Source organism: Mycobacterium seoulense, assembly GCF_010731595.1.
GTDB lineage: Bacteria > Actinomycetota > Actinomycetes > Mycobacteriales > Mycobacteriaceae > Mycobacterium > Mycobacterium seoulense.
Genome location: NZ_AP022582.1, coordinates 4855053 through 4871654, shown reverse-complemented (window position 1 = coordinate 4871654; position 16602 = coordinate 4855053). Strand labels below are relative to the sequence as shown.

Annotated in this window: 17 protein-coding genes; 6 read left to right on the top strand and 11 right to left on the bottom strand. The window is 69.9% G+C overall.

What is annotated here, in order from left to right:
* Positions 1-32: 32 nt before the first annotated feature.
* A complete protein-coding gene (locus G6N37_RS22575) occupies positions 33-458 on the bottom strand; it encodes a DUF2752 domain-containing protein (RefSeq protein ID WP_163683622.1) in 426 nt (141 codons plus the stop codon).
* Between the two features lie 15 nt (positions 459-473).
* Positions 474-809 (bottom strand): CD225/dispanin family protein, encoded by a 336-nt coding sequence (locus tag G6N37_RS22570; RefSeq protein ID WP_067927030.1) that lies wholly within the window; start codon positions 807-809, stop codon positions 474-476.
* A gap of 392 nt (positions 810-1201) precedes the next feature.
* On the opposite strand from G6N37_RS22570, the gene G6N37_RS22565 reads away from it, so the two are divergent.
* Both G6N37_RS22565 and G6N37_RS22560 read left to right on the top strand, forming a co-directional pair.
* Positions 1202-1729: a serine/threonine protein kinase gene (locus G6N37_RS22565; protein WP_163683621.1), complete on the top strand. Its 528-nt coding sequence runs from the start codon at positions 1202-1204 to the stop codon at positions 1727-1729.
* A 61-nt stretch (positions 1730-1790) separates the two neighbouring features.
* Positions 1791-2312, top strand: coding sequence for a serine/threonine protein kinase (locus tag G6N37_RS22560; RefSeq protein WP_163683620.1), 522 nt, complete (start codon positions 1791-1793; stop codon positions 2310-2312).
* A 3-nt stretch (positions 2313-2315) separates the two neighbouring features.
* Here G6N37_RS22560 and G6N37_RS22555 read toward each other — a convergent pair whose 3' ends face one another.
* Genes G6N37_RS22555 through thiO form a run of 4 tightly spaced genes read right to left on the bottom strand, consistent with a single transcriptional unit; the run spans position 2316 to position 5029 of the window.
* Positions 2316-3074, bottom strand: coding sequence for an SGNH/GDSL hydrolase family protein (locus G6N37_RS22555; RefSeq protein WP_163683619.1), 759 nt, complete (start codon positions 3072-3074; stop codon positions 2316-2318).
* Positions 3071-3862, bottom strand: a complete 792-nt coding sequence (thiG, locus tag G6N37_RS22550; RefSeq protein WP_163683618.1) for a thiazole synthase — start codon at positions 3860-3862, stop codon at positions 3071-3073. The genes G6N37_RS22555 and thiG overlap by 4 nt, the downstream gene beginning before the upstream one ends.
* Positions 3819-4016 (bottom strand): sulfur carrier protein ThiS, encoded by a 198-nt coding sequence (thiS, locus tag G6N37_RS22545; protein ID WP_163683617.1) that lies wholly within the window; start codon positions 4014-4016, stop codon positions 3819-3821. Before thiS ends, thiG begins: the two co-directional genes overlap by 44 nt.
* Complete coding sequence (thiO, locus tag G6N37_RS22540) at positions 4013-5029, bottom strand: glycine oxidase ThiO (protein ID WP_163683616.1); 1017 nt, start codon at positions 5027-5029, stop codon at positions 4013-4015. The genes thiS and thiO overlap by 4 nt, the downstream gene beginning before the upstream one ends.
* A gap of 161 nt (positions 5030-5190) precedes the next feature.
* Between thiO and thiE the strand changes: the two genes are divergently transcribed.
* On the top strand, positions 5191-5862 hold the full coding sequence (gene thiE / locus G6N37_RS22535) for a thiamine phosphate synthase (protein WP_163683615.1): 672 nt from the start codon (positions 5191-5193) through the stop codon (positions 5860-5862).
* Here the strand turns inward: thiE and G6N37_RS22530 are convergent.
* Positions 5834-6460 (bottom strand): NUDIX hydrolase, encoded by a 627-nt coding sequence (locus tag G6N37_RS22530; protein WP_174813874.1) that lies wholly within the window; start codon positions 6458-6460, stop codon positions 5834-5836. The genes thiE and G6N37_RS22530 overlap by 29 nt on opposite strands.
* A 133-nt stretch (positions 6461-6593) precedes the next feature.
* Between G6N37_RS22530 and glnX the strand changes: the two genes are divergently transcribed.
* Genes glnX through G6N37_RS22515 form a run of 3 tightly spaced genes read left to right on the top strand, consistent with a single transcriptional unit; the run spans position 6594 to position 11166 of the window.
* Positions 6594-7913, top strand: a complete 1320-nt coding sequence (glnX, locus tag G6N37_RS22525) for a protein kinase G-activating protein GlnX (RefSeq protein WP_163683613.1) — start codon at positions 6594-6596, stop codon at positions 7911-7913.
* The gene (locus G6N37_RS22520) at positions 7910-8890 is read left to right on the top strand and encodes a glutamate ABC transporter substrate-binding protein (RefSeq protein WP_163683612.1); all 981 of its coding nucleotides are present in this window, start codon (positions 7910-7912) and stop codon (positions 8888-8890) included. Before glnX ends, G6N37_RS22520 begins: the two co-directional genes overlap by 4 nt.
* A complete protein-coding gene (locus tag G6N37_RS22515; RefSeq protein ID WP_163683611.1) occupies positions 8890-11166 on the top strand; it encodes a serine/threonine-protein kinase PknG in 2277 nt (758 codons plus the stop codon). The genes G6N37_RS22520 and G6N37_RS22515 overlap by 1 nt, the downstream gene beginning before the upstream one ends.
* A 93-nt stretch (positions 11167-11259) precedes the next feature.
* Here the strand turns inward: G6N37_RS22515 and G6N37_RS22510 are convergent, their stop codons facing one another.
* The 4 genes from G6N37_RS22510 to fgd all read right to left on the bottom strand — a co-directional run bounded on the left by G6N37_RS22510 (position 11260) and on the right by fgd (position 16530).
* Positions 11260-12138, bottom strand: a complete 879-nt coding sequence (locus G6N37_RS22510; protein ID WP_163683610.1) for a DUF559 domain-containing protein — start codon at positions 12136-12138, stop codon at positions 11260-11262.
* A gap of 160 nt (positions 12139-12298) precedes the next feature.
* Positions 12299-13456 carry an acetate kinase gene (locus tag G6N37_RS22505; RefSeq protein WP_232075151.1) on the bottom strand — a complete coding sequence of 386 codons (1158 nt, stop codon included), beginning with the start codon at positions 13454-13456 and terminating at the stop codon, positions 12299-12301.
* Positions 13449-15527: a phosphate acetyltransferase gene (gene pta / locus G6N37_RS22500; RefSeq protein WP_163683609.1), complete on the bottom strand. Its 2079-nt coding sequence runs from the start codon at positions 15525-15527 to the stop codon at positions 13449-13451. Before pta ends, G6N37_RS22505 begins: the two co-directional genes overlap by 8 nt.
* The gene (fgd, locus tag G6N37_RS22495) at positions 15520-16530 is read right to left on the bottom strand and encodes a glucose-6-phosphate dehydrogenase (coenzyme-F420) (RefSeq protein WP_163683608.1); all 1011 of its coding nucleotides are present in this window, start codon (positions 16528-16530) and stop codon (positions 15520-15522) included. The genes pta and fgd overlap by 8 nt, the downstream gene beginning before the upstream one ends.
* Positions 16531-16602 lie beyond the last annotated feature (72 nt).

The window sequence follows — 16602 nt, the reverse complement described above, 5'->3', positions numbered from 1 at the left end:
CGGCGAGCGGCCGGGATCAGGACACGGCGGTATCAGACGTAGAGCGCATTGAACGGCGCAAAGGGGATGTTGCGCACCACAAACCACACCGCGACCAGCCCGAGCGTCACGGCCGCGGCCCAGCGACCGTGTTGCCAGCTGCGGACCCGTCTGCCCGCCACCCGGCCATAGGTCCAGGCAAGGTACGCCCACGCCAACAGCACGACGGCCGCCAGGCCCAACGCGTTGAACCTGGCGGCCGCCATCAGATTGCCGTGCATCAGGGAGTACAGCATGCGCAGGCTGCCGCATCCCGGGCAGTCGATCCCCAACAGCGCCTTGGTGGGACACACCGGCAGCGGACCGTTGGGGGTGGTCGGGTCACCCGCCCAGATGGCGGCGCACATCAACGTCGCGGAAGCGGCCACCACCAGTGGCGCGCCCAGACTCACGTGCGCCGACCCTTGGCGGGTCACCATGGTCGCGAACCGGGCTCAGAACATCGCGGCAAGCGCCGCATTGGTGTTCGTGTTCAGCGCGCCGACCGCCATCAAGATGCCGTAGATGATGGCGACGACGACGCCGATGACCGCCGACCAGATCACCCACTTCTTGGCGCTGTCGGCTGATGCCTGCGCCTCGGCGTAACGGCCCTGCGCCCAAAGCCCGTTGACTTGGCTGGACTTGACGATCGCCACGATCCCGAACGGGAGACAGCAGAACAGGGTAACCAGGATGGACCACACCAAGTAGTTGTTGGGTGCTTGCCCGGCGGGCTGCTGCGGCGGGTAACCAGGCGGCGGAGGGGGCGGTGCCGGCGGTTGTGTCATGGATTCTCCAGTCCCGAGAAGTTAGCTGGCGTGAAGCGGTGCTAACCATACCCGACCAGAGTCGCGGCGGCACTAGCAATTTGAAAATCCCTCCCGCCCCCTGACGTGCGGCACCGGGGCGGCCTCATTCGCGTCCGGCCCCCGTTCCTCCGCCGGCCAAGCTCCACCGCCCAGCCGAACGCGACCCGCCGCGCGAAACGAATTGACGGTCAGCGCGTTTCGAAACGGCCGGTTAACCACCGTCGCGCGGCCGCACCGAAAAGGATGCCCAGACAGACAATTTCCCACGGAATGTGTTGCTTTGTCACGACATAGCCCTACGATCCCTACTTAACGGATGCGCGTTTCTCCAGTGAGCGACGCCGGTCCGACAACCGCCTAGGAGTCACAGGATGTCCCACCTCAGCAACGCGCTGCGGGCCGCCACGGCCGCGGCGCTCGTGGGCGGCTGCACCTTAGCGGGCACCGGCACCGCAACCGCGGATCCCGCCAATACCGGTAGCCCGTCGGACATCAACACGCTCGCGGCGTCGCTGTCGAAGGGCTACGGGCTGAACAACTGCACCGCGCAGAGCATCGCCGTCGGTGAATTGGCGTCGCTGACATGCGCGCAGAGCCCCGACCCGAGCGGTCCGGTCCAGGCCAAGTACATCCTGTTCAACAACGGCGAAAACCTGGCCGGCTCATTCAAGGCCAGCATCAAAGACGACGTGCTGGGCGCCTGCGGGGACAGCGGCCAGTCCCCCACCAGCTGGCACCAGGGCAGCAACAGCGGCAACGCCGGGCAGGTGGCGTGTGGGACGTATCAGAACGCCGCCGAGATCATCTGGACCACGGAGGCCAAGAACATCTTGAGCTACATCCGCGGATCCAACAGCGACGCCGCGGCGCTTTACCAGTGGTGGCGGGCCAACGGCTGACGTTCCAGTTGGGGGGCAAGGGGTTTCTGTATCAACCAACAACCGCAGGGAGTCAACGGAAATGTCACATCTCACCACCGCACTGCGAGCCGTGTCGGCCGCAGCCCTCACCGGCAGTTTGGGCCTCGCGGGTAGCGGCCCGGCGATCGCCGAACCCAACACCGGCAGCGCCGCCGATATGAACACCCTGGCCGCCAACCTGTCGAAGGGCTACGGCCTCAACAACTGCAAGCCGCAGGAGTTGACCGAATCCGGCGAACTCGCCGAACTCCTGTGCGGGCAGAGCCCCGACCCCAGCGGGCCGGGCTCCGGCGTATACGCCCTGTTCTCCAACGGCACGAATCTGGCTTCCGCGTTCAGCTCCACCATCAAGGACGTGTCCCTGGCCGCGTGCGGCGACGCCGGGCAGTCGCCGGGAACCTGGAAGCAGAACGGCCAGACGGGCGGGCAGATCGCCTGCGGCACCTACAAGAACTACGCGGTGTTGACCTGGACCACCGACGCCAAGAATGTGCTGGGCCACCTCACCGCGTCCAACTCGGACGTCAACGCCCTCTACCAGTGGTGGCGCACGAACGGCTGACCGTCACCACAACGCGCATACCAGCTCGGCGGCGGCGCGCATCCCGGCGGCGTTCGGGTGCAACGGGGCGGCCCGGCCCGGCAGCGGCACACCGGGTTTCGTGGTCCACGGGTCGGCCGACCACGCGTGGTGTTCACGGCTGGCCGCGGCCGCGCTGACCATGTCGCACCCCGTTGCCGTCGCCGCGTCGGCCGTGAGTCGTTCCAGCGTCGCGGCCACGTGGCGGCCGAGGCCGGCGTCCGCGTCCGAGAGCGGTGCGGCCGGAGTGCCCGCGGGCGGCAGGACGGTCAGGTAGTCGACGAAGAAGACCCGGGCCCGCGGGGCGCGCTGGCGCACCGCGCGACCGACGGCGCACAACGATTCGAACACCGCGTCAAGGGCCTCGACCCGCGCATCGGAGTCCAGCAGTTCGGAAATGCGCGCACCGAGCAGCGGCAGCCGCCGGGCCAGCCGCGGCAGCGAGGCGGCCATCAGCAGCGGTATGTAGCCGACGTCGTTGCCGCCGATGGTGATGGTCACCAGGCTTTCCGAGCCGTTCAGGGCGGTGATCTGGGGCGGTGAGCCGCGCTGGTGATCGGCGAGCACGTGCGCGGTGGTCGCGCCGGAAAAGGTGACGTCTACCAGCTCGAGATCGCGGCGCCGCGCCACCAGGTGGGGATAGTTGCGCGCCGACCGGCCAGAACCCCACGGGGCCCCCGCGGCCCGGGGCCGGATGCCGGGACCGGCCGCCATCGAGCTGCCAAGCGCCACATAACGTTTCATCTTGGCGGGCTGGATGCCTGCGCCCAGAAGCGTTTGGGAATTCGCCCGGCCCGGCGGGCCAGGTAGCCGGCGGTGACGGCGGCGGCCATCGCGGCAGCCATCGTCGCGGGCTCGGCGGCCCGGGTCACGGCGGTCGCCAAAAGCACGGCATCGCAACCCAACTCCATCGCCAGCGCGGCGTCGCTGGCGGTGCCGATGCCGGCGTCGAGCACCACCGGGACACCGGCCCGGGCGACGATCATCTCGATGTTGTGCGGGTTGGTGATGCCCAGGCCGGTGCCGATCGGCGAACCCAGCGGCATGACGGCCGCGCACCCGGCGTCTTCGAGCCGGCGCGCCAGCACCGGGTCGTCGTTGGTGTAGGGCAGCACGACGAACCCGTCGTCGACCAATTGCTCTGCCGCCCGGACCAATTCGACAGCGTCGGGCAGCAGCGTCCGTTCGTCGGCGATGACCTCCAGCTTGACCCAGTTGGTGGTCAGCGCCTCGCGGGCCAGCTGCGCGGTGAGCACCGCCTCGGCCGCGCTGCGGCACCCCGCGGTATTGGGCAGCGGCGTGATGCCGAGCCGGTTGAGCAGGTCCAGCAGGCCCGTCCCGCCCTCGGAGTCGACCCGCCGCATCGCGACGGTGGTCAGCTCGGTGCCCGAGGCGACCAGCGCCTCCTCGAGCGCGGCCAGGCTGGTCGCTCCCCCGGTGCCCATGATCAGCCGCGAGGCGAAGCTGCGGTCGGCGATCGTGAGTTTGTCAGCCACCTTGCACCGCCGCCACGACCTCGACTCTTGCACCATCGAAAAGAGTTGTGCCCCAATGCGATCGCGGCAGCACGGCAGAATCCATGGCCACCGCCACCCCCCGGTCGGGGTAGCCCAGCGACTCCAGCAGCGCGGCCACGGTGGTCTGCTCGCCGACCTCGACATTCTGCTCGTTCACCACGACGATCATGACCGGGCTCCGACCGGGGCCAGCTCGGACAGGATCTGCTCCGCGGTCCACGGCGCCAGCAGAAACCCCGATCGGCCGTGACCGCCGGCGACCAGGGTTCGCTCGTCCAGGCGTTGCACCAGCGGCAGGTTGTCCGGTGTCATCGGGCGCAGCCCGGCGGCGCACTCGGCCAGCTCGTACTCGCCCAGAGCGGGCAACACGGCACAGGCGTCGTCGAGCAGGTCGCGCACCCCCGAGACCACCGGGGCCGTGTCGCGCCCGTGCTCATACTGGGTGGCCCCGACGACCACCCCGTCCCTGCGGGGAACCAGGTACACCTGGCGCCCGTGCACGCGGGCGCGAATGACGCGCTGCGGCACCGGCATACAGCCCCGCCGCCAGCGCAGGCGCAGCACCTCACCCTTGACCGGACGCACCGGCAGGCCCGGCCACAGCGCGGGGGCGTCGATGCCGTTGGCGATCACCACCGCGTCGCCGTCGACCGCGGACAGGTCGTGCGCGGGCGGCGCCCAGCTCACCCCGAGTCGCTCGCATTCCGCGGACAGCGCGTCCAGCACCGCGCGGTTGTCCACCGCCAGCTCGGTGGGCGCACGAAAGCCGTGCCGGATGCCTTGCGCCAGCAGCGGTTCCAGCTCCCGGGCGGCGGACTCCCAGATCACCGGATGCCCCTGCGCCGACAACCAATCGGCGACGGTGTGCAGGTCCGCCACGTCGGCGCGGTCGACGGCCACCACCAGCGACTCCCGGGCGGTGACCACCTCGGGCGGCAGCCCGTCGAGGAAGCCACCCTCCCGCCACAGCCGCAGCGACTCCAGGCCCAGTTGCAGCAGCCGTTCCTCGCCGGGCCAGCCTTCGCTGTGCGGGGCCAGCATGCCGCCGGCGACCCAGGACGCGCCCTTGTCGGCGGTGCGATGCACCCGCACCGACCAACCGGCCCGCGCCGCGCGGCGCGCCACCGCAAGCCCGATGACGCCGCCGCCGATGACGGCCAACGACCCATGGTCTGTCGGCATCCTTGGCCTCCCTTCGCCGGCATGACCCGGATCAGGTGTGACGGTAAGGGCAGGCCCTGTTGACCCCGGCTGTGCCCACTCTCAGCCCCGCAGATGGCTACCCGGGACTCCCGTGTCTCACTGAGTTCTTGGGTCCCACGCTAGCGCGCTAGCGTCGCGGTGTGCATCAGCGAGTTTCCCGGCTGGCCGCGGCGCGGCTGTATCTCTGCACCGACGCGCGCCGGGAGCGTGGCGATTTGGCCCAGTTCGCCGATGCCGCCCTGGCCGGCGGCGTCGACATCATCCAGCTGCGCGACAAGGGGTCCCCCGGTGAGCAGCGGTTCGGGCCCCTCGAGGCGCGCGACGAGCTGGCCGCGTGCGAGGTGCTGGCCGACGCCGCCCGGCGACACGGCGCCCTGTTCGCTGTCAACGACCGGGCGGACATCGCCCGCGCGGCCGGCGCAGACGTGCTGCACCTGGGCCAGGGCGACCTGCCCCTGGACGTCGCGCGCGGGATCGTCGGCCCGGACATGCTGCTCGGCCTGTCCAGCCACGACGCCGACCAGGCCGCCGCGGCGGCCGCCGGCGCGCCTGACTACTTCTGCGTCGGCCCCTGCTGGCCCACCCCGACCAAGCCGGGGCGCACGGCGCCGGGCCTGGGCCTGGTGCGGGCCGCCGCGAACCTGCGCACCGCGAAGCCGTGGTTCGCCATCGGTGGGATCGACGAGCAGCGGCTGCCCGAGGTGCTCGCGGCCGGCGCCCGCCGCATCGTGGTGGTCCGCGCGATCACCGCGGCCTCCGACCCACGGGCCGCGGCGCATCGGCTCAGGTCAGCGCTTGCAGCAGCGAGTTGATCCGGGGATGCAGGGGCGCGTGATCGGCCTCGCCCGGAACACACCAGACGAACACTCCGTCCTCGATCTCGACGGTGCGGGGCAGGTGCCGGCGCCGCTCGTCCGTGCGCTCCAGCGGCACCAGCGCCGTGGCCGTGCGCAGCCGGTGCCAGCTCGCCGCGAAGCCGGGATGCAGTGGCAGCCCGGCCACCTCGTCCTCGGCGACCCAGCGCATCTCGGCGCTCTCCCCGTTGGGAACGGTCTGCAGCAACTCGGTGGCGTCGGCGACGACCGTGGTGTAGGTCCAGCGTGCGCCGCCGAGCCCCGCGACCTCGGCCGTGACCACCGTCGACCGCACGGTCAGCAGCTCGCCGTCCAGGCCCGCCTCCTCGTGCGCCTCGCGCACCGCGGTCTCCTCCGGAGTCTCGTGGCTGTCGCGGGCACCGCCCGGCAGGCCCCAGGTCCCGCCCTGGTGGCTCCACACCGCCCGATGCTGCAGCAGCACCGCGGGCGCGCCGTCCGGCCGCGGGGCCCGCAGCAGCAGACCCGCCGCGCCGTAGCGGCCCCAGTAGTGGCCGCCGCTGTCGGAAACCACCCAACCGTCGCCGTCGCCCTGCACGGGTTCAGGATATGCACGCGACGGCTGGTCAATTGGTCTGCCTCCACCCATCCGGCGCAACATTCTCTTAGAATTCGCTTATAGAGTTTCGTGCAGCGTCCCAGTGGCCGCGAAAGATGAGGGCTGATCACACGTGACGGTTGAGCTGGCGCACCCGTCGACAGAGCCGCGGGGGTCGCGGTCGCCGGCCGAGCCAGCCCATCCACGCTGGTGGTTCATCTCCACCACGCCGGGGCGGATCCTGAGCATCGGAATCGTCCTGGCGGTGCTGGGCGGCATCTGCGCCTTCGCCACGTCGACGACGATCAACCACCGCCAGCAGGTGCTCACCACCGTGCTCAACCACACCGAGCCGCTGTCGTTCGCCGCCGGACGGCTGTACACCACCCTGTCGGTGGCCGACGCGGCGGCGGCCACCGCGTTCATCGCCGAAGCCGAGCCCCCGCCCGTCCGGCAGCGCTACGAGCAGGCCATCACCGACGCGTCGGTGGCGGTGACCCGGGCGTCGAGCGGGCTGACGGACGAACCGCTGGTGCAACTGTTGGGCCGGATCAACGCCGAACTGGCCGTCTACACCGGCCTGATCGAAATCGCGCGGACCAACAACCGGGAGGGCAACCCGGTCGGGTCGTCGTATCTGTCGGAGGCCTCGGGCCTGATGCAATCGACGATCCTGCCGGACGCCGCGCAGCTGTATCAGGCGACGTCGGAGCGGGTGGACGCGGAGACCACGGCCTCCACGCAGATCCCGGCGCCGGTCATCCTGGTGGTCACCGCCACCGCGGTCTTCGGCATCTTCGCCCATCGCTGGCTGGCCAGGCGCACCCGGCGTCGAATCAACCCGGGCCTGGTCGTCGGCGGCCTCGCTATCCTCGTCATGGTGGTGTGGGTCGGAACCGCGCTGACCATCTCCACGGCCGCCAGCCGTAGCGCCAAGGACACCGCCGCCGACTCGCTGCGAATCGTGACCAACGTCGCGATCACCGCGCAGCAGGCGCGGGCGGACGAGACGCTGTCGCTGATCCGTCGTGGGGACGAGGAGAAGCGCAAGCAATCGTTCTATCAGCGCATCGACGCCATGCACTCCCAGCTCGACCAGTACATGGCCCGCAGCGACGCCGTCGACAAGCCCGACCTGCAGGGCGCAGACCAGCTGCTGCTGCGCTGGCGCCAGGCCAACGACCGGATCAGCTCCTACATCTCGGTGGGCAACTACCGGGCCGCCACGCAGGTCGCGCTGGGCAGCAGCGAAGACGACTCCACCCCGGCGTTCGACAAGCTCGAGGACCAGCTGGTGAAGGCCATCGACCAGAGCCGCACCCGCCTGCGCAACGACGTCCTCAACGCGCGCAGCGGCCTGTCCGGCGCGCAGGTCGGCGGCGTGGTGCTCAGCCTCGGCGCGGCCGTCGCGGTGGCGCTGGGCCTGTGGCCCCGGCTGAGAGAGTATCGATGACGACGCGGCCGGCCCGGTTGCGCCGGGCGGGCGCCGTGCTCGCCACGGCGGCCGTGCTGGCCGGGTGTGCGCACACCGAATCGCTGACCGTGGCCAACGTGCCGACGCTGCCGCCGCCGACGCCGGTCGGCATGCAGCAGCTGCCGCCGGAGCCGCCGCTGCCGGCGGACGACCCGAGCCAGGGCTGCGACCTGACGGCGAGCCTGCGGCCCTTCCCCACCAAGGCGCAGGCGGACGCCGCGGTGGCCGACATCCGCGCCCGCGGCCGGCTGATCGTCGGGCTCGACATCGGCAGCAACCTGTTCAGCTTCCGCGACCCGATCACCGGTGAGATCACCGGTTTCGACGTCGACATCGCCGGGGAGATCGCGCGCGACATCTTCGGCGCCCCGTCGCACGTGGAATACCGCATCCTGTCGTCCGACGAGCGCGTCACCGCGCTGCAGAGCTCCGAGGTCGACGTGGTGGTCAAGACCATGACCATCACCTGCGAGCGGCGCAAGCAGGTCAACTTCTCGACCGTCTACCTCGATGCCAACCAGCGCATCCTGGCCCCACGGGACTCGTCCATCGCCAAGGTGAGCGACCTGTCCGGCAAGCGGGTCTGCGTGGCGAAGGGCACCACGTCGCTGCACCGGATCCGCCAGATCGACCCGCCGCCGATCGTGGTGTCGGTGGTCAACTGGGCGGACTGCCTGGTGGCGATGCAGCAGCGCGAGATCGACGCCGTCAGCACCGACGACTCGATCCTGGCCGGGCTGGTCGAAGAGGACCCCTACCTGCACATCGTGGGGCCCAACATGGCCACCCAGCCCTACGGCATCGGGGTCAATCTCAACAACACGCCACTGGTCCGGTTCGTCAACGGCACACTGGAGCGGATCCGCCGGGACGGCACGTGGAACACGTTGTACCGCAAGTGGTTGACGGTGCTCGGGCCCGCTCCCGCCCCGCCCACGCCGAGGTATTCCGACTGATGACCGACCCGGACGACATCGAACAGCCGGAGTCCGGCTCCGAAGACGTGAACCCGGGCACCCAACCACCCGACACGCAGGGCGGCGGCGCGACGACCGGGCGCATCCAGGCCACCCAGGCGCTGTTCCGTCCCGACTTCGACGATGACGACGACTTCCCGCACATCTCGCTCGGTACCCCGGACAGCGAACCGCACGACCGGGTGACGATCGGGACGCGGGTGCTGCCACCGGTCAGGCACCTCGGCGGCGGCCTGGTCGAGATCCCGCGGGTGCGCGACATCGACCCGCTCGAGGCCCTGATGACCAACCCGGTGGTGCCGGAGGCCAAGCGGTTCTGCTGGAACTGCGGCAAGCCGGTCGGCCGGTCCGGCAAGAAGGGCAAGGGCACGTCGGAGGGCTGGTGCCCCGCCTGCGGCAGCGCGTATTCGTTTCTGCCACAGCTGAATCCGGGAGACATCGTCGCCAACCAGTACGAGGTCAAGGGCTGCATCGCGCACGGCGGCCTGGGCTGGGTGTATCTGGCGGTCGACCACAACGTCAACGACCGGCCGGTGGTCCTCAAGGGCCTGGTGCACTCCGGTGACGCCGAGGCGCAGGCGATCGCGATGGCCGAACGGCAGTTCCTCGCCGAGGTGGTCCACCCACAGATCGTGCAGATCTTCAACTTCGTCGAGCACAAGGACCGCAACGGCAACCCGGTCGGCTACATCGTCATGGAGTACATCGGCGGGCAGCCGCTCAAGCACGGCAAGGACAACAAGCTGCCCGTCGCCGAGGCCATCGCCTACCTGCTGGAGATCCTGCCCGCGCTGACCTACCTGCACTCGATCGGTTTGGTCTACAACGACCTCAAGCCGGAGAACATCATGCTCACCGAGGAACAGCTCAAGCTGATCGACCTGGGCGCGGTGTCGCGGATCAACTCGTTCGGCTACCTCTACGGCACCCCCGGCTTCCAGGCGCCGGAGATCGTGCGCACCGGCCCGACGGTCGCCACCGACATCTACACCGTCGGCCGCACTCTCGCGGCGCTCACGGTGAACCTGCCCACCCGCAACGGCCGCTACGTCGACGGCCTGCCCGAAGACGACCCCGTGCTGCAAACCTACGACTCGTTCCGCCGGTTGCTGCGCCGGGCCATCGACCCCGACCCGCGGCGCCGGTTCGCCGGCACCGAGGAGATGTCCGCCCAGCTGATGGGCGTGTTGCGCGAGGTGGTGGCCCAGGACACCGGGGTGCCGCGGCCCGGGCTGTCGACCATCTTCAGCCCCAGCCGCTCGACATTCGGGGTGGACCTGCTGGTCGCGCACACCGACGTCTACCTGGACGGCCAGGTGCATTCGGAGCGGCTGACGGCCCGCGAGATCGTGACCGCGCTGCAGGTGCCGCTGGTCGATCCAACCGACGTCGCCGCCTCCGTGCTGCAGGCGACGGTGCTCTCCCAGCCGGTGCAGACGCTGGATTCGTTGCGCGCGGCCCGCCACGGCACGCTGGACGCCGAGGGCGTCGAGGTGTCCGAGTCGATCGAGCTGCCGCTGATGGAGGTCCGCGCGCTGCTGGACCTCGGTGACGTGGCCAAGGCCACCAGGAAGCTGGACGACCTGGCCGAGCGGGTGGGCTGGCAATGGCGACTGGTCTGGTACCGGGCCGTCGCCGAGGTCCTCACCGGCGACTACGACTCCGCCTCAACGCATTTCACCGAGGTGCTGGACACCTTCCCGGGGGAGCTGGCGCCCAAGCTCGCGTTGGCGGCCACCGCCGAGCTGGCCGGGAACGTCGACGATCAGAAGTACTACCAAACGGTGTGGAAGACCAACGACGGGGTGATCTCGGCCGCCTTCGGTCTGGCCAGATGGCTGTCCGCCGAGGGTGATCGGGCCGCCGCCGTGGACACGCTCGACGAAGTCCCGCCCACCTCAAGGCATTTCACCACCGCGCGGCTGACCAGTGCGGTGACCCTGCTGTCCGGGCGGACCAAGAGCGAGATCAGCGAGGAGGACATCCGCGACGCCGCCCGCCGCGTGGAGGCGCTGCCGCCCACCGAACCACGCGTGTTGCAGATCCGCGCGCTGGTGCTGGGCTGCGCGATGGACTGGCTGGAGGACAACAAGGCCAGCACCAACCACATCCTCGGCTTCCCGTTCACCGAGCACGGGCTGCGGCTCGGCGTCGAGGCCGCGCTGCGCAACCTGGCCCGGGTCGCGCCCACCCAACGCCACCGCTACGCGCTGGTGGACATGGCGAACAAGGTGCGTCCGACGAGCACGTTCTAGCCTCGTGGCCCCGGGCTTCCTGCTGCGCCCCCTTCACGTCGAGTGTGCGTCCAGGGCGGCGACACGCCGAAAAGCTCCGCCCTGAGCGCACACTCAAAGCCGCGAACGCACACTCGATGCGGCCAGCGCGGCGCGAACCCGGCGCACGACAGCGGCGGGACGGTCCTCGGCGACCACCCGCACGACGACCCACCCCATCTGCTCGAGCATTTCGAGCCGCCGGATGTCCTTGACGTATTGCCTTCTGTCCGTGCGGTGTTGGTCGCCGTCGTACTCGACGGCGACCAGGTGCTCCTCCCAGCCCAAATCCAGGAAGGCGACCGGGATGCCGTCGGCACCGAGCACCGGTATCTGGGTCCGCGGACGCGGCAGTCCCGCATCGATGAGGAGCAGCCGCAGATAGCTCTCCCTGGGCGACTGGGCGCCGGCGTCGACCAGTCGCAGCGCGGTTTCCAGCCGCCGCAAGCCCGGGGAGCCGGGATGGCACTTCGCCATCCGCAGTACGTCGTCGACCTTGACACCCGTCGCCCTGGCCAACGCGTCCAGGCGCGCCACGGCCGAGCGCACGGCCCCGCGCCGGCCGATGTCGAAGGCGGTTCGCTCGGGTGTGGAGACGGCGTAGCGGCCCATGACCTGCGTTTCGCCGTCCAGTAATCGATCGCGCCGCGTCAGCACGCCCCGGGGTGGACGGGTGTTGGTGTGGTTCAACTCGATCGGCACATCGTCGGGAATCCATTCGGTGCCATGCAATCTGGCGGCGGCCGCTCCCACGATCGTCGCCGTCCGCCCAGACCACAGCCAAGCCGCGGAGATTCGCCGCTCGAGCGACAGACGGGCGTCGTCGGACACGTAAACGTTCGGGAAGACCGCGCGATAACGCGCCCGCAGTTGATGGCGGTTCAACACGCGCGACTCCAGGGCCTCGCTGCCGATAAACGGTTCGCCTCGTTCCACGCCGGTACGGTCGCACATCAACGACGCTTCGCGATTGCCTCTATGCACAGGGCAACCGAGTGTGCACTCAGGGCTTTGCGTGTGCGCTGGTGGCGGAAATCGGCCGAATTCACCGCCGTGGACACACAGTCAAAGCCGTGACCGCACAGTGAGCGGAAAGCGAGACCGCCCAGACCGCTTAACCGCCCAGGGCGCTGACGCAGTCGCGGGCGATCGCCAGCTCCTCGTTGGTCGGGATCACCAGCACGGCGATCGGGGACTCCTCGGCGGAGATCTGCCGCGCGCCCTTGCCGCCGCCGAGGTTGCGGCGCTCGTCGAGCACCACGCCCAGCTCCTCCAGGCCGGCCAGCGCGTCGCGACGCACCGCCGCGTCGTTCTCCCCGATCCCGCCGGTGAAGGTGATGACGTCGGTGTGCCCGAGCACCGCCAGGTAGGCGCCGATGTACTTGCGCAGCCGGTGGGTGAACACGCTGTAGGCCAATTGCGCTGCGCCGTCGCCGGATTCGATCATGGTGCGCAGCCGCCGGAAGTCGCGCTCGCCGGACAGGCCCAGCATCCCCGACCGCTGGTTGAGCATGGACTCGACCTCGTCGACGCTCATGTTCGCGGTGTGGCAGAGGTAGCTGACGATGCTGGGGTCGATGTCACCGCTGCGGGTGCCCATCACCAGGCCCTCCAGCGGCGTCAGACCCATCGAGGTGTCCAGGGGCCGGGTGCCGGCGATCGCCGACGCCGAGCAGCCGTTACCCAGATGCAGCACAATCTGTTTCAGGCTCCGCGGCGGCCGCTCCAAAAAGGCGGCGGCCTGCTGGCTCACGTACCGGTGCGACGTGCCGTGGAAGCCGTACCGGCGGATCTGCCAGCGCTCGGCCACCCCGCGGTCGATGGCATAGGTCGCGGCCGCCGGCGGCATGTCGTGGAAGAACGCGGTGTCGAACACCGCGATGTGCGTAAACTCGGGCAGCAGCTTGCGCGCCACCTCGATCCCCTTGATCGCCGGCGGATTGTGCAGCGGCGCCAGTTCCGACAATTCGTCGAGCTTGCCGATCACCGCGTCATCCACCCGCGTGGGCTTGTAGAAGGTGTTGCCGCCGTGCACGACTCGGTGGCCCACCGCCACCAGCCCGCAGGCGCGCAGGTCGATGCCCTGCTCGGACAGCGTGTCGAACGCTTGACGCAGCGCGGCGTCGTGGTCACGGATCGGTGAGGACTCCTCCCCGATCCGTTCGACGTTGCCGGTCGCGCGGGCCGCGCCGGAGTCGGGGTCGACCAACTGGTATTTCAGCGAGGACGAGCCCGAGTTGATCACCAGCACAACCCGGTCGGCGCTAGCCACGGATGCCCTGGGCCTGAATCGCGGTGATGGCGATGGTATTCACGATGTCCTCGACCAGGGCGCCGCGGGACAGGTCGTTCACCGGCTTGCGCAAGCCCTGCAGCACCGGCCCGATCGCGATCGCCCCGGCGCTGCGCTGGACGGCCTTGTAGGTGTTGTTACCGGTGTTGAGGTCGGGGAAGACCAGCACCGTGGCGCGCCCGGCCACCGGTGAGTCGCGCAGCTTGGTGGCCGCGACGGACGGTTCTATCGCGGCGTCGTACTGGATGGGTCCCTCGACGGGCAGCTGCGGCGCCCTTTGCCGAACCAGTTCCGTTGCCTTCCTGACCTTCTCGACGTCCGCGCCGGTGCCCGACGCCCCGGTGGAGTATGACAGCATCGCGACCCGCGGTTCGATGCCGAACTGCGCCGCGGTGCGCGCGGAGGAGATGGCGATGTCGGCGAGCTGCTCGGGCGTCGGGTTCGGGATGATCGCGCAGTCGCCGTACGCCAGCACGCGATCGGGCAGGCACATCAGGAAGATGCTGGACACCGTGGAGACGTCGGGCACGGTCTTGATGATCTCGAACGCGGGCCGAACGGTGTGCGCCGTGGTGTGCGCGGCGCCGGACACCATGCCGTCGACCATGCCGTTGTACACCAACATGGTGCCGAAATAGGTTGCGTCGCGCATGATCTCGCGGGCATGCTCGACGGTGACGCCCTTGGCCTTGCGCAATTCGGCGTACTGGTCGGCGAACCGGAAGCGCAGCTCGCTGGTGCGCGGGTCGATCACCTGCGCGCCGTCGAGGTCGACGCCGAGTTCCCCCGAACGCTGGCGGATCTGCGCCTCGTCGCCCAGCACGGTGAGGTCGGCGACGCGGCGCTGCAGCACGCGGCCGGCCGACTTGAGGATGCGGTCGTCGTCGCCCTCGGGCAGCACGATGTGCTTGCGGTCCGAACGCGCCTGCAGCGTCAGCCGGTGGATGAACATCTGCGGTGTGGTCACGGTGGGTATCGGAATGGCAAGCTGCTCCAAGAGGTCCGAGATGTCGACGTAGCGGTCCATCAGCTCCAGCGCGGTGTCGATCTTGCGCTGCGAGTTCGCCGTGACGCGGCCCCGGGCGGCGGCGGCCGCGCTGGCGGCGTCGTAGGTGCCCAGCGTGGTGGCGATGATGGGCAGCCGCAGCCGCAGCCCGGCGACCAACGCCGCGATGGACGGGTGGAGCTGGAAGCCACCGTTGAGCACGATGCACGACAGCGACGGAAAGCCTTCGGCCCCATGGGCACTGGCCACGGCGAGCACCACGTCGGAACGGTCGCCGGGGGTGATGACCGCCATGCCGTCGCCCAGGCGTTCCAGGACGTGGTCGGCGGTCATCCCGGCGACCAGCACGTCGGTGACCTCACGCTCCCGCAGCGAAGCCTCACCGCTGACCGGCGTTCCGTTGACCGCCCGTTCGAGTTCGGCCACCGTCGGCGCGGACAGCAGCGGCTCCTCGGGCAGCACGTAGCTGCGCTGGGTGAAGGCCTCCAGCGCCTCGGCAACCTCGCCCAGCCGGGCCGGCTCGCAGCGGTTGGCCACCACCGCCGCGGCGTGCGCGCGCTGGACGGCCAGCTCGGCCAGGCACGCCTCCACGACGCGCGCCACCTCGTCGGGGGTGCGGCCCCGGCCGCTGACCGTGAGCAGCACGGGGGCGCCGAGGTTGACGGCGATCCGGGCGTTGACCGAGAGCTCGGCGGGCCGCGCGACGTCGGTGTAGTCGCTGCCGACGATCACCACCGCGTCGCAGTCGTCGGCCATCGCGTGATAGGCGTCGACGATGGTGGCGATCGCGGCGTCGTTGTCGCCGTGCAGCTGCTGGTACGTCACGCCGACGCACTGCTCGTAGGACAGGCCCGCGGTGGTGTGCCGCAGCAGCAGGTCCAGGATGTAGTCGCGATCCTTGCCGTCGGTGACCCGCGTGATGGGCCGGAACACGCCGACCCTGGCGACGGTCGCGGTGAGCCGGTGCAGCAGCGCCAGCGCGATCGTCGACTTGCCGGTCTCCGGTTCCGGAGCGGCGATGTAGATCGCTGAGGGCTCAGGCAAGTCGCCGCAGCCTGGGGGCCAGGTCCTTCTCGAAGAGCTCCAGGAACCGGCGCTGGTCGTGGCCCGGGGCGTGGAACACCAGGTGGTTGAGCCCCCAGTCGACGTACGCCTTGACCTTCTCGACGGCCTCGTCGGGGTCGGACGCGACGATCCAGCGCTTGGCGACCTGCTCGATCGGCAAGGCGTCGGCGGCCTTCTCCATCTCGATCGGGTCGTCGATGCTGTGCTTCTGCTCGGCGGTCAGCGACAGCGGAGCCCAGAACCGGGTGTTCTCCAGGGCCAGCTCGGGGTCCGGATCGTAGGAGATCTTGATCTCGATCATCTTGTCGATGTCCTCGATGTCGCGGCCGTTGGCCGCGGCACCCTCCTTCACCGCCGGGATCAGCTTGTCCTTGTAGAGCTCCTCGCCCTTGCCGGAGGTGCAGATGAAGCCGTCGCCGGCCCGCCCGGCGTATTTCGCCACCGCCGGCCCGCCGGCGGCGACGTAGATCGGGACGCCCCCCTCGGGAACGTCGTAGATCGAGGCGCCCTTGAGCCGGTAGTACTCGCCGTCGAAGTCGACGCGGTCGCCGCGCCACAGCTCGCGCATCAGGCGCACCGACTCGCGCAGCCGGGCGAACCGCTCCTTGAACTCCGGCCAGTCGCCCTCGTATCCGGTCGCGATCTCGTTCAGCGCCTCGCCGGTGCCCACGCCCAGGAAGATCCGGTCCGGGTACAGGCAGGCCATGGTGGCGAAGGCCTGCGCGATGACGGCGGGGTTGTAGCGGAAGGTCGGCGTGAGCACCGAGGTGCCCAGGACGATCCGCTCGGTGCGTTCGCCGACGGCGGTCATCCACGCCAGCGAGAACGGCGCATGCCCGCCCTCGTGCCGCCACGGCTGGAAGTGGTCGCTGACGGTTGCGCTGTCCATGCCGTGACCTTCGGCGGCCACGGCCAGTTCGACGAGCTCGCGCGGTGCGAATTGTTCAGCGGACGCTTTGTATCCGAGTTTCAGTTCAGCCACGGCTTATTTCTACTCCTATATCGATGGTCGCGACCCGCCACGCCCGGCTACGCCGCGCTCGCGATCACTCCT

Coding starts and splice junctions, on each gene's coding strand:
- thiG (WP_163683618.1), bottom strand. CDS start 3,862: ATGGTGCAAGAGTCGAGGTCGTGGCGGCGGTGCAAGGTGGCTGACAAA.
- G6N37_RS22565 (WP_163683621.1), top strand. CDS start 1,202: ATGTCCCACCTCAGCAACGCGCTGCGGGCCGCCACGGCCGCGGCGCTC.
- G6N37_RS22570 (WP_067927030.1), bottom strand. CDS start 809: ATGACACAACCGCCGGCACCGCCCCCTCCGCCGCCTGGTTACCCGCCG.
- G6N37_RS22520 (WP_163683612.1), top strand. CDS start 7,910: ATGACGACGCGGCCGGCCCGGTTGCGCCGGGCGGGCGCCGTGCTCGCC.
- G6N37_RS22575 (WP_163683622.1), bottom strand. CDS start 458: ATGGTGACCCGCCAAGGGTCGGCGCACGTGAGTCTGGGCGCGCCACTG.
- thiO (WP_163683616.1), bottom strand. CDS start 5,029: ATGCCGACAGACCATGGGTCGTTGGCCGTCATCGGCGGCGGCGTCATC.
- G6N37_RS22510 (WP_163683610.1), bottom strand. CDS start 12,138: ATGTGCGACCGTACCGGCGTGGAACGAGGCGAACCGTTTATCGGCAGC.
- G6N37_RS22515 (WP_163683611.1), top strand. CDS start 8,890: ATGACCGACCCGGACGACATCGAACAGCCGGAGTCCGGCTCCGAAGAC.
- G6N37_RS22560 (WP_163683620.1), top strand. CDS start 1,791: ATGTCACATCTCACCACCGCACTGCGAGCCGTGTCGGCCGCAGCCCTC.
- thiS (WP_163683617.1), bottom strand. CDS start 4,016: ATGATCGTCGTGGTGAACGAGCAGAATGTCGAGGTCGGCGAGCAGACC.
- G6N37_RS22555 (WP_163683619.1), bottom strand. CDS start 3,074: ATGAAACGTTATGTGGCGCTTGGCAGCTCGATGGCGGCCGGTCCCGGC.